Source organism: Vibrio sp. Vb1554 (assembly GCF_033344235.1).
Window position 1 is genome coordinate 73,385 of record NZ_JAWPOJ010000010.1, and the last position, 14,846, is coordinate 88,230.

General features: G+C 44.9%; 15 protein-coding genes. 10 read left to right on the plus strand and 5 right to left on the minus strand.

The window, feature by feature from the left end; genetic code table 11:
• Positions 1 to 3: 3 nt before the first annotated feature.
• Both R8N28_RS10645 and purU read right to left on the minus strand, forming a co-directional pair.
• Positions 4 to 1,623, minus strand: a complete 1,620-nt coding sequence (locus tag R8N28_RS10645) for a serine protease (RefSeq protein WP_065274266.1) — start codon at positions 1,621 to 1,623, stop codon at positions 4 to 6.
• A gap of 206 nt (positions 1,624 to 1,829) precedes the next feature.
• A complete protein-coding gene (gene purU / locus R8N28_RS10650; RefSeq protein ID WP_065274267.1) occupies positions 1,830 to 2,663 on the minus strand; it encodes a formyltetrahydrofolate deformylase in 834 nt (277 codons plus the stop codon).
• Positions 2,664 to 2,881: 218 nt separating this feature from the next.
• On the opposite strand from purU, the gene R8N28_RS10655 reads away from it, so the two are divergent.
• The 7 genes from R8N28_RS10655 to rnd all read left to right on the plus strand — a co-directional run bounded on the left by R8N28_RS10655 (position 2,882) and on the right by rnd (position 10,375).
• Positions 2,882 to 4,822, plus strand: a complete 1,941-nt coding sequence (locus R8N28_RS10655; RefSeq protein ID WP_005382210.1) for an ATP-dependent DNA helicase — start codon at positions 2,882 to 2,884, stop codon at positions 4,820 to 4,822.
• A gap of 29 nt (positions 4,823 to 4,851) precedes the next feature.
• Positions 4,852 to 5,553, plus strand: a complete 702-nt coding sequence (gene tsaB, locus R8N28_RS10660; protein WP_017819943.1) for a tRNA (adenosine(37)-N6)-threonylcarbamoyltransferase complex dimerization subunit type 1 TsaB — start codon at positions 4,852 to 4,854, stop codon at positions 5,551 to 5,553.
• 60 nt (positions 5,554 to 5,613) lie between these two features.
• Positions 5,614 to 5,919, plus strand: coding sequence for a hypothetical protein (locus R8N28_RS10665; RefSeq protein WP_017819942.1), 306 nt, complete (start codon positions 5,614 to 5,616; stop codon positions 5,917 to 5,919).
• A gap of 41 nt (positions 5,920 to 5,960) precedes the next feature.
• Complete coding sequence (locus R8N28_RS10670; RefSeq protein ID WP_005382214.1) at positions 5,961 to 6,518, plus strand: Slp family lipoprotein; 558 nt, start codon at positions 5,961 to 5,963, stop codon at positions 6,516 to 6,518.
• 6 nt (positions 6,519 to 6,524) lie between these two features.
• Entirely contained in the window at positions 6,525 to 7,379 is an 855-nt protein-coding gene (locus R8N28_RS10675) for an alpha/beta fold hydrolase (protein ID WP_005382215.1), read from the plus strand.
• Between the two features lie 106 nt (positions 7,380 to 7,485).
• Complete coding sequence (gene fadD / locus R8N28_RS10680; RefSeq protein ID WP_065274268.1) at positions 7,486 to 9,177, plus strand: long-chain-fatty-acid--CoA ligase FadD; 1,692 nt, start codon at positions 7,486 to 7,488, stop codon at positions 9,175 to 9,177.
• A 79-nt stretch (positions 9,178 to 9,256) separates the two neighbouring features.
• Positions 9,257 to 10,375 (plus strand): ribonuclease D, encoded by a 1,119-nt coding sequence (gene rnd / locus R8N28_RS10685; RefSeq protein WP_031777213.1) that lies wholly within the window; start codon positions 9,257 to 9,259, stop codon positions 10,373 to 10,375.
• A 77-nt stretch (positions 10,376 to 10,452) separates the two neighbouring features.
• Here rnd and minE read toward each other — a convergent pair whose 3' ends face one another.
• Genes minE through minC form a run of 3 tightly spaced genes read right to left on the minus strand, consistent with a single transcriptional unit; the run spans position 10,453 to position 12,211 of the window.
• Positions 10,453 to 10,716 (minus strand): cell division topological specificity factor MinE, encoded by a 264-nt coding sequence (gene minE, locus R8N28_RS10690; protein WP_005388332.1) that lies wholly within the window; start codon positions 10,714 to 10,716, stop codon positions 10,453 to 10,455.
• Positions 10,717 to 10,718: 2 nt separating this feature from the next.
• The gene (gene minD, locus R8N28_RS10695) at positions 10,719 to 11,531 is read right to left on the minus strand and encodes a septum site-determining protein MinD (RefSeq protein WP_005388331.1); all 813 of its coding nucleotides are present in this window, start codon (positions 11,529 to 11,531) and stop codon (positions 10,719 to 10,721) included.
• A 17-nt stretch (positions 11,532 to 11,548) separates the two neighbouring features.
• A complete protein-coding gene (gene minC, locus R8N28_RS10700) occupies positions 11,549 to 12,211 on the minus strand; it encodes a septum site-determining protein MinC (RefSeq protein WP_005382304.1) in 663 nt (220 codons plus the stop codon).
• 197 nt (positions 12,212 to 12,408) lie between these two features.
• On the opposite strand from minC, the gene R8N28_RS10705 reads away from it, so the two are divergent.
• The 3 genes from R8N28_RS10705 (at position 12,409) to R8N28_RS10715 (ending at position 14,743) form a co-directional block, all read left to right on the plus strand.
• The gene (locus R8N28_RS10705) at positions 12,409 to 12,690 is read left to right on the plus strand and encodes a YcgL domain-containing protein (RefSeq protein WP_005382303.1); all 282 of its coding nucleotides are present in this window, start codon (positions 12,409 to 12,411) and stop codon (positions 12,688 to 12,690) included.
• Positions 12,691 to 12,738: 48 nt separating this feature from the next.
• A complete protein-coding gene (locus R8N28_RS10710; protein WP_005388330.1) occupies positions 12,739 to 13,710 on the plus strand; it encodes a lytic transglycosylase domain-containing protein in 972 nt (323 codons plus the stop codon).
• Between the two features lie 88 nt (positions 13,711 to 13,798).
• Positions 13,799 to 14,743 carry a LysR family transcriptional regulator gene (locus R8N28_RS10715; protein ID WP_005382299.1) on the plus strand — a complete coding sequence of 315 codons (945 nt, stop codon included), beginning with the start codon at positions 13,799 to 13,801 and terminating at the stop codon, positions 14,741 to 14,743.
• Positions 14,744 to 14,846 lie beyond the last annotated feature (103 nt).

A 14,846-nucleotide genomic window follows, 5' to 3' on the forward strand; every position in this document is an offset into this window, starting at 1 on the left:
TCGTTACCTTTTTTTGCGTCGTACGAATGAACCTGCAGCCATTAACACCAGTAGGCCAATAGATAAACTGCCGCCTGAACTAGACTTTTTATTAACGTCGTTACCAGCATCGCCCGTATTATCTGTGCTGACTGACATATTTATGTTGCGAACAAATGCTTGCGCGCTGTAAATGCCACTTGAAAACGGGTGTTGGACGTATTCAAACGTTATCGTATTAGATGCTTTGTAAAGATCGATCTGGATCTCTTTATAATCGAGGAGTTGGTTGGTGCTATCGTAAATTTCACCATTAACTAAGATGAACAAGTAATCAAAACCATCGGACATTACTTTGAGATCCATGGTAAGTTTGCCCTTCGGAAGATCGGTCAAAACCAGCTCAGATACACCAGGATAAGCTCCCATATCCGCTGATTGCAGTTCACCATTTTCAGCCGTCCAAGCGTTTTGACCGGTATAAACATTTGCGTCTGCTAGCGGAATGGCATTACGCACTGATCTGCTTGCTTTATCTACACCTGAATACTCGAAAGTTGTTGTGAGTCTGGACAGTTTCGGATGATCGGTAAAGAGCTCTATCGTTGTTTCTGATCCCGAATAGCTAGGTTGGTAGCCGACGGTAATTTGACAGCTTTGCGAAGGCTTTAAGGTACCAGTACAAGTGCTTTTCTCGATGGTACTTCCGTATGATATTGTGCTTTCGTAGATGTTTAATGGGATAGTATCGTCATTACGAATAGTAAAGGTCTCTTGCTGCGCTTTTCGCTCAACGAAACGAAGATCTCGGTACTTAGTGAAGCTGATAGTATTGCGATGGCTATCTATCCATCCATTGTGTTGAAAATGAGCGACGTTGGCGTAAACACCATAAGCGTTTGGTTGAGCACATCCATCCCCCCAGCTGACCACGCCTAGCAATTTGTTGATACCGTTATCATCAACGATGAGTGGACCGCCGCTATCTCCTTGGCAGCTATCTTTACCTCCCCAATAGTATCCGGCGCAAATACCGTCATCTGATACATTAGAGTAGTTTCCTGGTAGGTTTTGGCAGGTAGCTCGATCTACGTATTCCAAATCTACTTGTTGTAAAACGGTTGGGTATATTCGGTCTGTCGTGGACGTATTTCCCCATCCAGCCACGTGCAACTTGTCTCCTACGCGTACGCTATCTAAAAGTTCTGGCGTTGCCAGGTCAATAGTTGCGCTATCGATATTGCGTTCTAATTCAATAAGAGCGATGTCATTGTTCGTTGTTATGTTGTTATATTCATCATGTGAATAGATATTTTTAATGGCGATGCGCTGTGCTTGAGACTCTCTGTTTTTGTCATAAAGACCAAGAACGATATCCAGATCGTCCGCATTAAGACCTTCCACACAGTGCGCAGCAGTTAATACGTATTTTCCACCTAGGAAACTGCCACCACAAAAGTGACCAATAGATGTAGGTTGTCCTTTACGTACCAGTGAAGCAATAAATTTCCAGTCGGAAGTGTTGGCAGGTTCGCCGCCGATAATGCGAGTGGATACATCATTCTGAACAGGCTCAAGAGTATCTGCGATTGTGGTTGCTGGTAAAGTCAGCCCAATCAGAAAAGCCACTAACGTTTTTTTCATTTTAATTCCGTAATATTAACGTGGTTTATTATAAGGAGGGCAAATGATAAACGGAATCATTCTCTCAGTAAATAGTTGTGGAGAAATGAAAAATTATAACGTATCGGTTTAACTTTGATGGTTAGAATTGGAGGGGGGATCTTCTGAAAAGATGAAACCCGCCAAGTTGGACGGGTTTCACTATCGTTGTAACTAGTACGGAGGGATTACAGGATCACTGTCTTATTCCCATAAACAAAGACGTGGTCATTGATCACTTTATTCAAAGCCTTACTCAATACGTTCTTCTCTACATCGCGTCCCGCTTGCGCCATATCTTGGGCATTGAATGTATGGTCGACAGGAATTACGTCTTGCTTGATGATCGGCCCTTCATCTAAATCATTAGTCACGAAGTGTGCTGTTGCACCGATGATTTTCACACCGCGATCGTAAGCTTGTTGATATGGCTTCGCGCCAATAAAAGCAGGTAAGAAGCTGTGATGAATATTAATGATTTTGTGGTGATATTTCTCAACAAACGTCGGCGTTAATACGCGCATGTATTTAGCTAGCACCAAAAAGTCAGCATCGTATTGATCGATCACTTCTAGCATCTTCTGCTCGTGTTCTTCACGGCTAAGGTTTTCATGGGTCACATGGTGGTAAGGAATGTCGAAGCGTTCAGTGAGAGTTTGCAGTTTGTCGTAATTCCCCACCACAGCGGCGATCTCAACATCTAGGCTTCCATCGTAGGTTTTTATCAGAATATCGCCTAAACAATGCGCTTCTTTTGTGACGAGAATGACGATGCGCTTACGGCGAGAGCCAACCAATTTACGCTTAGCACCTTGCGGGAGAGCTTGGTCCAAGTCGGCAAGAAACGTTTGATCGTTGAAGTACCCCTCCAACTCCGTTCTCATGAAAAAGTGGCCACTGGTATTATCAACAAATTCGTTATTGTGAACGATGTTGAGTTGGTGCTTGTAACAGATATTAGTAATTTTCGAGATGAGACCCGGGGCGTCAGAACAGTGGGTCAACAGTGTTTTCTTTTCCATAAATCAGGTACTTCCATGCATTAATATTTTAGCGTACGAATTTGTTATTATTCCCTGGCGGGTGTAACTGTACTGCCATGTTTCACCATAAATAATCTATTCTTACGTTGGTTTCAACAAAATATCCGCGTGTCGCCGCAAGCTGGTCAGATTGTGGGCTGATGTCACTCCTATTCCTCTGATATACTCTCGATAATTTTTCAAACTCAATACCAAGCATGATCGCAAAAACTTTTTCCTCTGATGGCGCGTTAGGTAAGGCCATTCCTGGCTTTCAAGCTCGTCAGCCACAAATCGATATGGCGGAAGCCGTCAGCAGTGCGATCAAAGATCAAACCCAGTTGGTGGTGGAGGCAGGAACCGGAACCGGTAAGACCTTCGCCTACTTAGTCCCTGCGCTGTTAAGCGGTAAAAAAGTGATCATCAGTACAGGCTCGAAAAACTTGCAAGAGCAGTTGTACCATCGTGACTTACCGCTCATGGTCAATGCGCTTGGTTTTTATGGCCAAGTGGCGTTATTAAAAGGGCGTTCTAATTATCTGTGTTTGGATCGTTTGAGCCGCCAAATGGTCGAAAGCCACACTAATGAATCTGACCCGACGTTATTAACTCAACTGGTTAAAGTGCGTGCTTGGTCATCAGAAACCAAAACAGGTGACCTTGGTGATTGTGATGATCTGCCAGAAGACAGCATGATCATTCCGACTATCACCTCAACCAATGATAACTGTTTAGGTAAAGAATGTCCGAGCTACACTGATTGCTTTGTATTGAAAGCGCGTAAGCGAGCCATGGATTCCGACATTGTTGTAGTGAACCATCACTTGTTTCTTGCTGATTTAGCGATCAAAGAAACAGGATTCGGTGAACTGATTCCAGAAGCCGATGTGTTTATTTTTGATGAAGCTCATCAGTTGCCAGATATTGCGAGCGAATATTTCGGCCAGTCAGTTTCAAGCCGCCAAATTCACGATCTTGCCAAAGACATTGAAATAGCCTATCGCACCGAAGCCAAAGATATGCGTCAATTGCAAAAAGTGGGCGACAAACTCATGCAAAGCGCAATGGACATGCGGATTGTATTGGGTGAGCCAGGCTTTCGTGGCAACTGGCGTGAGGCGTTGCAATCAGGTTCTATTAAGCGAGAATTATTGCGCTTAACTGACAGCCTCGAATTGGCGATTGATGTACTCAAAATAGCCTTAGGGCGCAGTCAATTACTGGATACCGCCTTTGAACGAGCCAATTTGATCAAAGGCCGTATCGACCGGGTATGTGATGTCGATATTACCGGTTACTCATACTGGTACGATACCTCGCCTCGTCATTTCGCTCTGCACATTACGCCTCTTTCTGTCGCGGACAAGTTCCATGAGCAAATAGAGATTAAACAAGGCGCTTGGATTTTCACGTCAGCAACCCTAGCCGTATCGGGCGATTTCAAGCACTTTACTGAGCGCCTTGGCCTCAAGCCTACAAAGCAATTTTCTCTGCCGTCCCCCTTTGATTATCAAAAGCAAGCGCGCCTTTGTGTGCCAAGGTATTTGCCAGAGCCAAACAGTAACGGCTTAGCGGATAAGTTAGTCCGAATGCTTGCTCCGGTGATTGAAGAAAATGATGGTCGCTGCTTCTTTTTATGTACCTCGCACAGCATGATGCGTGAACTAGGTGAGAAGTTCCGAGAAGTACTTGAGCTGCCTGTGTTAATGCAAGGGGAGATGAGTAAGCAGAAAACCTTGGCGGAGTTTATGGAACTGGGTAACGCTTTACTCGTGGCGACGGGCGCTTTCTGGGAAGGGATTGATGTTAGAGGTGATGCGCTGAGCTGTGTTATTATCGACAAATTACCGTTTACCGCCCCTGACGATCCGTTACTCAAAGCCCGTATCGAGGATTGTCGATTACGTGGCGGTGAACCATTTGCTGAAGTACAAATCCCGGATGCAGTGATTACGTTAAAGCAGGGAGTCGGGCGATTAATTCGAGATCAGAAGGATCACGGTGCGTTGATCATTTGTGATAATCGCCTCGTCACGCGAGACTATGGTGGTATTTTCCTCGGAAGTCTACCACCTATCCCAAGGACGCGAGACTTAGATGGAATCAAAGCATTCCTGAAAGCAGAACAATCTGTCACAGACGCAAGTGCTGAGGCATAACCCAATAAATGAGAGTTGTAGAGAGTTAAATGAGCGCAAAAATTCTTGCTATCGATACAGCGACTGAAAACTGTTCAGTTGCGTTGTTGGCTAATGATCAAGTGATTTCACGTAGCGCGGTTGCACCACGCGATCACACCAAAAAAGTACTGCCAATGGTTGATGAAGTACTCAAAGAAGCTGGCCTGACTCTACAAGAGCTGGATGCGTTAGCGTTTGGACGTGGTCCAGGTAGCTTTACTGGCGTTCGTATCGGTATTGGTATCGCACAAGGTTTGGCGTTCGGTGCTGACTTACCTATGATCGGCGTTTCAACGCTGGCTGCAATGGCTCAAGGTAGCTATCGCTTGCATGGTGTGACCGATGTCGCTGTGGCTATTGACGCACGTATGGGTGAAGTTTACTGGGCACGTTACACTCGCCAAGCAAACGGTGAGTGGGCAGAGATGGATGCAGAGTGCGTAATTCCACCAGCACGTCTCGTTGAAGAAGCACAAGCAGACGACAAAACGTGGACGACAGCAGGTACTGGTTGGGATGCTTACCAAGAAGTATTAGCAGACCTACCGTTTAATTTGACGCATAGTGACGTTCTGTACCCTGATTCACAAGACATCGTGATTCTTGCTGAACAAGAATTTAAAAAGGGTAATACCGTGCCGGTCGAAGATTCGAGCCCTGTTTATTTACGTGATAATGTGACATGGAAAAAACTTCCTGGTCGCGAATAGTCCGTTTTTCATTAACCTGACAAAAAGCAGGGCGTTTGCCCTGTATTTTTATGGAGTGCTATGGCGTCGATTAATGGCTTGCCTCCTTCTTTGATTCCCGGTGCAAATCGCACTCATAAAGCCAGTCAAAAGAAGCAGGTAAATAAATCACAAACAAAGCAGCCCGTAGGTCAGCCTTCAAAGGTTGCTAACGCCGTGGCGCACTCCATAAAACACGTGGATGAGTCCCAAATTCACCGAGCTCAAGTGCAATATGACCTTCCTGAAGGGGGCGCACGTAAAGCAATGGAGCAGTACATGGATGTCATGAATCGAGCTAAAAAAGAGGAACTGGCTCAATTACTTGGTGTCGATATTTACGTGTGAGATCTCCCCAGCTTGGGGTTACTAATATTGAAAGGTGGTTTATGAAGGTTTTTGGACGGTTTTTTCTCGCATTATTTGCTACGGTTGGTTTGTCTGCGTGTAGCTCTTTGCCAGAGGAGCTAAATGCAAGCACAGAATTGGTCGTTACAGACTATAAAGCGTTTGCTGAGTCTCAGGGGCAAGTGAGTGAAGATGTTCGCCTTGGTGGAATCATCGCTAAAGTGGATAACTTTAAAGATAAAACGCGTCTAGAGATTGTAAACCTTCCTATCAGTAAGTCTGGTAAACCTGATATTGATGAAGAGCCTACGGGGCGTTTTGTCGCCTATTTTGATGGCTATTTAGAGCCTGTCGCCTTTAGTGAAGGCCGTTTGGTGACGGTTGTAGGCAAAGGAGCAGGGGAAGAAGAAGGAAAGATCGGTGAGCACGGTTACATCTTCCCAGTAATTAAGGGGGAAGGGTACCGTTTATGGAAAATTGAAGAACGTGTACGCATGTATGACTCGCCAACCTACTTTTACCCATGTTACTCGATTAACTGCCGCATGTGGCGTAATGATTTCCCGCAAGACGGTAAAGTGATAAAACAGGTCAAATAATCTGCGATGCATGAGCGTCAATTCGAGCTTCCTGCCGGCAAAATGGCAGCCCTTGAGATAGGGAACGAGAAAACGGCTGACTTGTCAGTCGTTTTTCTTCATGGGTGGTTAGATAATGCGGGCAGCTTTAAAGCGCTCATGGAGCAGTTGAATCAACTTAATCCTCACTTACACCTCCTCGCCATCGATCATTTTGGTCACGGTTTATCGAGTCATAAATCTCACGATAATTATTACCCCTTTCACGACTATATTGCCGATTTGTATCAGTTTTTGGACGAATTATCACCAAACAGACTGATATTAGTAGGGCATTCACTTGGTGCTTTAATCGCAAGTTGCTATAGTGCAGCGTTTCCAGAGCAGGTCGAAGCTCTTGTGCAAATTGAGGGAGCAGGACCTCTTCATGAGGATCCTACTAACAGTTTGCCTCGTCTTCGCGATGGCGTTTTAAGTCGAATAAGACAGCAAAACAAGCCAGAGCGAGCCATTGCCTCCTTCGATCTGGCGTTAAAATTACGCATGCAAGCCAACCAATTAACCGCTGAGCAGCTTCTACCGATAGTCGAGCGTGGAACAGAGCAGCGAGGAGATAAATGGTATTGGCGGCATGACGCCAAGTTAAAATGTGCGTCGCTTTACCGAATGGCGCAAGCGCATGCTAACTCGATTACCAGCCAAATACGTTGTCCTCATTTGATTGTATTAGGCGATCAAGGATTTCAGAATTTACCATCTAACCAAGCTGATTGGGGAGAGAACCCACCGCAAGTGGTGTCTGTCAAGGGTGGTCATCACTGTCATTTAGAGCAAATACTCGAGGTCGCAACGCGAATTCTTGGTGTAGTTAACAAAATTTAAACAAGTGTTTGAGAGTTGCGTGCTCAAGCACGTTCGCTGTGCTGTAATAGCTTTCAAAATAAAAAGGACGCTATTTTTTAGCCAGTTATAAACGAGGAGTAACATCGTGGATAAACCATGGCTTTCACGTTATCCAAGTGACGTACCTGAAACCATTAATCCAGAGCAATATGAGTCTTTGGTAGAAATGTTTGAACAGTCTGTACAAAAATATGCAGACCAACCAGCATTCATGAACATGGGCTCGGTTATGACCTTCCGTAAATTGGAAGAGCGTAGTCGCGCATTCGCAGCGTATCTGCAAAACGAGTTAAAACTGCAAAAGGGTGACCGCGTTGCTCTGATGATGCCAAACTTACTGCAATACCCAGTAGCATTATTTGGTATTTTGCGTGCAGGTTGTATCGCCGTAAACGTTAACCCACTTTACACTCCTCGTGAACTTGAACACCAATTGAATGACTCAGGTGCGACGACGATTGTGATTGTGTCTAACTTTGCGAATACGCTAGAACAAATCGTCGATAAAACACCAGTCAAACACGTAGTGTTAACCAGTCTTGGTCAAATGCTGCCACGAGCGAAAGGTACGATTGTCGATTTTGTCGTGAAGTACGTTAAGGGCATGGTGCCTAAGTACGATTTACCTGGTGCAATCTCAATGCGTCAGGCTCTACGTAAAGGTCGTCGTCTACAATACGTTAAACCGTTTATGTCTGGGGATGACATTGCATTCCTGCAATATACGGGGGGGACGACAGGTGTCGCGAAAGGCGCGATTCTGACTCACCGCAACATGATTGCGAACGTTCTACAGGCAAAAGGCGCGTACGGACCGGTTTTATCTCCGGGGCGTGAATTAGTCGTGACAGCATTACCGCTGTATCACGTATTTGCTCTTACCGTAAATTGTCTGCTGTTTGTTGAAATGGGTGGTCGTAACTTACTTATTACGAACCCTAGAGATATTCCAGGGTTCGTGAAAGAGTTACAAAAGCATCCGTTTACTGCGATTACGGGCGTGAATACCTTATTTAATGCATTGGTCAATAATGAAGATTTCCACGAGTTGGATTTCAGTAATCTACGTTTAGCCGTTGGCGGCGGCATGGCAGTGCAGCGCTCAGTGGCAGAAAGATGGCAAAAGACCACGGGTTGCTATTTGCTCGAAGGTTACGGTCTAACAGAGTGTTCTCCGTTGGTGGCGGCATATCCGCATGATCTTGTTGAATACAATGGCTCTATTGGTCTGCCGGTACCATCAACAGAAGTTCGTATCGTGGACGAAGAAGGTAACGCTCTTTCGAATACTGAAACTGGCGAACTTCAAGTTCGTGGTCCTCAGGTTATGCAAGGTTACTGGCAACGACCTGAAGCAACGAAAGATACGATTAACGAAGACGGCTGGCTATCAACTGGCGACATCGTTAAGTTCGATGACGAAGGCTTCCTGCATATCGTTGACCGTAAGAAAGACATGATCTTAGTATCAGGCTTTAATGTTTACCCGAACGAAATCGAAGACGTTGTAGCACTTCACGGCAAAGTACTTGAAGTTGCTGCTATTGGTCAGCCGCATGAAGTGTCTGGTGAATTAGTGAAGATTTATGTCGTGAAACGCGATCCGAGCTTGACCAAAGACGAAGTGATCGCGCATTGTCGAGAACACTTAACTGGCTACAAAGTTCCGAAGTTGGTTGAGTTCCGCGAAGACTTACCTAAAACCAATGTCGGTAAGATCTTGCGTCGTGTTTTACGCGAAGAGAATGACGCTGAACTTGCGAAGAAAAGCGCATAAGCCGATTTCGTCGAGTCGAGAGATTTAAAAAATGATAGAATGCCAGCGTTTTGCTGGCATTTTTTATAGCGAGAAGTATGTGAACTATCAAATTATTACTAAAAACAAAGACCTAGAAGAGGTTTGCACTCATGCCCGAGAGGCAGACGTAGTGATGCTGGATACCGAATTCGTTCGTATTCGCACTTTCTACCCGCAGTTAGGTCTGATTCAGCTTTTCGATGGTAATCGCCTCTCGCTGATTGATCCGACTGAATTAACGGATATGACGCCGTTTGTAGCGCTATTAAAAGATACTTCTGTGCTAAAAGTGCTGCACGCATGTGGTGAAGATTTAGAAGTTTTCCAAAACGCTTTTGGTTGTACACCATTCCCTATGGTGGATACGCAGCTGATGGCCGCTTTTCTCGGTCACGGCTTATCGACAGGCTTCGCATCGCTGGTGGAAGAATATTTAGGCGTAGAGCTCGACAAAAGTGAATCACGTACCGACTGGATGGCTCGTCCACTGACACAAAAGCAATTAGATTATGCTGCCGCAGATGTTCATTACTTGCTACCGTTATACGAAAAGCTGTTCGATAAGGTGACGCAAGCAGGTTGGTGGGAAGCTGTACAGCAAGAAAGTGATTTACTCGTTTCGAAACGTATTCGCGTAACCAATGAAGAGAATGCCTACCTTGATATTAAGGGCGCTTGGCAATTAAAACCTTCTGAGCTGGCGATTTTAAAGCCATTGGCGACGTGGCGTTATCGTGAAGCAATCAAACGAGATTTAGCGCTGAACTTTATCTTCAAAGAAGGTGATCTATTAACGGTCGCTCGTCTTGGTTTAACGAACTTTAAGAAGATGGAAGCAGAAGATATTGATATCCGAGCGATTAACCGCCATGGCGCGAAGATTGCCGCGATTGTTAAACAAGCGAAGCAAACACCTTCTGAAGAGTATCCTGCGAAAATTGAGCGTTTAATGGACTATCCGGGTTACAAGCAGGTCTTCAAAAATATGAAAGACTTGGTGAAATCGGCTTCGCAGAAGTCAGGTTTAGCCACGGAGTTCCTTGCCTCTAAAAAGCAGATCAATCAGTTGATCAGTTGGGTTTGGAAAAAAGATCGTGACCCAGAAGTATTGCCTGATTTGATGCAAGGGTGGCGTTTGGATTTACTCGGCGACAAGATGAACAAAGCATTAAAGTAATGAAAGATGAAAAAGGTTGGCCTCGATGCCAACCTTTTTCGTTCTAATTAGAGCATTCGTCTTGCGAGAGAAACTGATTACTTTTCTTCGTCTGGTAGCTTCACATTCAGCTCAAGAACTGAGATATCGTCGTCTTTGTGCTCAAATGTTAAGTCAACCATATTTGGATCAATTGCCACGTACTTGCTTATCACCTTCAAGATGTCTTCTTTTAATTGAGGCAAGTAAGACGGCGCAGGATCATTTTGGCTGCGGCGCTCTGCGACAATGATTTGCAAACGCTCTTTAGCTAGATTCGCAGAAGTTTTCTTCTGTGGACGGAAAAATTCTAATAATGACATGTCTAGCCTCCAAAGAGTCGTTTAAAGAGTCCTTTCTTCTCCTCAGTAAGGAAACGAAATTCAACCTGATTGCCTAATAAGCGATCAACGGTGTCAGAATAAGCCATACCCGCATCGGTGTTATCGTCAAAAGTGACTGGCACACCTTTGTTTGACGCGTTAAGCACGGCTTGGCTTTCTGGAATCACGCCTAGTAGTGGAATATGTAAGATCTCCTCTACGTCTTCAACGCTTAGCATTTCGCCTTGAGTGACGCGAGATGGGTTGTAGCGAGTCAGTAACAGGTGCTGTTTTACTGGCTCTAGCCCTTGTTCTGCACGCAGTGACTTGGAATCTAAAATACCGAGAATGCGGTCAGAGTCACGTACAGAAGAGACTTCTGGGTTCGTTGTGACAATGGCTTCATCGGCATAGTACAAGGCCATTAACGCGCCTTGCTCGATACCTGCTGGTGAATCACAAATAATGAAATCAAAGCCCATTTCATCAAGTTCGCCGAATACGCGCTGAACACCATCTTTTGTCAGTGCGTCTTTATCACGAGTTTGAGAAGCAGGAAGAATAAATAGGTTGTCTGTGCGCTTATCTTTGATCAGCGCTTGGTTTAATGTCGCTTCACCGTTAATGACGTTTACAAAGTCATACACGACGCGGCGCTCACAGCCCATGATTAGATCGAGGTTACGCAAACCGATGTCAAAATCGATCACCGCGGTCTTTTTTCCCTTAAGAGCTAGACCAGAGGCGATGGCTGCGCTTGAAGTGGTTTTACCAACGCCACCTTTACCAGACGTTACTACAATAATGCGTGCCATTTTTTTTCCTTTTTAGATTAAATCGCGAGAACTTCTAAATGTAATGATTCATCGGCTTTACTGATCATTACTTTCTTTTGCCAGTACTCGCTTTCAATTTGATCGCTTAACCAGTAGTCACCCGCAATGGATACCAGTTCTGCTTGTAAATCGTGGCAAATAATACGCGCTTCCTGCTGACCACTTGCTCCTGCAATCGCACGACCTCGAAGTGTGCCATGGATATGAATAGAGCCGTCAGCAATGACTTCAGCACCTGCACTTACGTGCGCTAGCACCACCAAATCACCATCTTTTGCGTAGATCTGTTGTCCTGAGCGGACAGGCGTACGAACTACTTTCGTTGGTGCCATTTTGGCAGGTGCTTGGCTTGGTGATTTGCTCGCCGACATAATGGCGAAGCCAGCTTCGGAAGCAAGGTTTTGTACACGCTTGTCTTTACAGCCCGTTACACCGACCGGAATAAAACCAGCATCTGAGATGCCTTGTTTAAGCTTAGGGAAATCAATGTCGCCTTGTACTTTTGCTATATTGATTACCAAAGGCGCGGATGCAAAAAAAGAAGGTGCTTGAGAAACTTTTTCTTGCAAAAATTCGACAGTCTTTGCGATCTCATTGTCAGAAAGGTGTAAAACTGACAATGTAAAACTGCTACCTTTAAGGTCTGGTGAATGGGTCATCGTGGACTTCTTGCCTTTATTGAAAGAGCGTTGCCTTAAACTAGGTATGTCATGTTATATTTCATCCTTTGACGCAGCAAGTTCTCTCGTGGGCAAATAGGTGAATTAATCTCAAATTTGCTATTAAGTTTGCGAGAATTTGACGTTTTCAACCTAATCCGCACTCAACGCGGCTAAATCAGCATAAAAGGCGTGTCATGCTTTGTTCAATTTATAAAAGCTCGAAAAAAGAAGGTACTTATCTCTATATTCCGAAAAAGGATGATTTTTCACAGGTTCCTGACACCTTAATGCAGATGTTCGGTAAGCCTATCGCTGTCATGACGATTAAACTTGATGGCCGTAAATTGGCACAAGTTGATATCGAAAAAGTGAAGGCTTCATTACAAAATGATGGCTTCTTTCTTCAGGTTCCACCGCCGCCGGAGAACCTATTAGAAAAGTACAAAGAACAAAAAGCCCAGCAGAAAGGCGAATAACGTCATCGTTTTTCATCTGGGATTTCTGCCTTGCTCAAGGAGGGCAATATGAAAAAGATACTGGCTACCATGCTTAGCGTTGGTATGTGTACCTCGGCTTTTGCAAGTAGCGAGGGTTTTGATGAATACTTGAATAAGCTGCGTGCTGAAGCTCGTGATAAAGGTATCTCAGAGCAGGTCATTAGTGCTGCTTTTGCTAATGTTGAGTACAAGCCCCGAGCAGTAAAAGCGGACCGAAACCAACCAGAAAAGAAACTGACATTGGATGAGTACATTCCTCGCGCGGTGCCTGAATGGAAGGTGAAGCAAGCCAGACAACTCTACAAAGAGCATTACACCGAGCTAAAGCGTATAGGCGATGAGTACGGTGTCCACCCGCGCTTTATTGTGGCACTTTGGGGAGTTGAAAGTAACTTTGGTAAGTTTACCGGCAACTTTAAAGTGATTGATGCACTATCCACAATGGCATTTGAAGGCCGTCGTGAAGAGTTTTTCCGTAAAGAGACTATGTCGGCACTTCAGATCCTCGATCAAGGCCATATTGAGCTAGAGAACTTTAAAGGCTCATGGGCTGGTGCGATGGGTCAATGCCAGTTTATGCCAAGCTCTTTCCTTCGTTTTGCTGCTGACGGCAACGGTGATGGTAAAAAAGACATATGGCAATCTGAAGCGGACGTGTTTGCATCAACCGCTAACTATTTGAGCAAGTCTGGTTGGGATGATAAATATACTTGGGGTCGCCAAGTTAAGGTTCCTAAAAATATTGATCGCAGCCTAGAAGGGCGCACGGCTGAAAAAGGCAAATACCTTCAAGAGTGGAGCCAATTAGGTATCACAAAATATGACGGTAGCCCGTTGCCAAAACTGGATGAAGACATCAAAGCATGGTTGATCATGCCGGACGACGAGAATGGTCGTACGTATCTGGTTTACAATAACTACAACGTATTGATGAAGTGGAACCGCTCTTACTACTTCGCACTTGCTGTGAGTCACTTGGCTGACCGCATTAAATACTGATCTGCCATCAAACAATTTGGCATTCAGTCTTCAATACAAGGGCTCTTCGGAGCCCTTTGTTTTTTCTATAACCAAATCGAGGTAAAGCGTGTTATCTGAACGTGCCGCACAAATGGTGATTTTCTCCGCTCTTCTTAAACACAAAAGCTTCACAGCTGCTGCAAAGAGCTTAGGCGTGTCGGTGTCTCATGTGAGTAAACAGTTGAGTCAGTTAGAAGCGTCTCTTGGTATCAAGCTTGTTCAACGCACTACGCGAAGCTTTACGCCGACTGAGGCAGGGAAAACCTTTTTTCATCACTGTGAGCAAGTGGTACAAGCGGTGAGCAGCGCCACATTAGAGATGGAAACCCAGCGGGATGAAGTAGCAGGTTTGGTACGTCTTGGGTTGTCGCAATCATTTGGTACCTTACACATTATTCCAGCGATTCAAGAGTTACGCGAACTGTATCCTCAACTTCAAGTGGAAGTACATCTGTTTGACTATAAGGTCGATATGTTAGCCGAAGGGCTCGATTTATGGGTAACCAACAACGAGCATTTGCCTGAAGGTTACATTGCGCAGCGTTTGACGGATTGCCAGTTTGTTGTTGCGGCATCGCCAGATTACTTATTGAAACATGACACGCCAGCAGAACCGGATGACCTATCTGCTCACAACTGCCTCATATACAGAAGCTGGGAGCGTGACTATACGGGGTGGGCGTTTACCAAAGATCAGCAAGAATTGAACGTAAAAGTCTCGGGTAACTATTCAGTGGATCTGGCAGAAGCCGTTCGGGATGCGGCTATTGCAGGTTGGGGTATTGCCTACCTTGCCACTTACTTGCTGGGGGATGAGTTTAGAACGGGTAAGTTAATACAGCTGTTACCTGACTGGAAAGCCAGCCAGTCGATGCCGTTTTATGCGGTATACCCAAGCCGGCAGCATATGCCAAAAAAAATATCCGCAGTGATTAACTTTATCAAACAGAAGATCGGCAACCCTTGTCATTGGGACCAACGTTTGGCGCCTTACATCTCTATTCCTAAATAACAGGATCAATGACGTTTTAGAACGACACATAAGGTGATTCACTTCACAAAAATTTTTCCTGAACCAGAAACATATTTTCCATATGGAAATAATTAAAATAAGC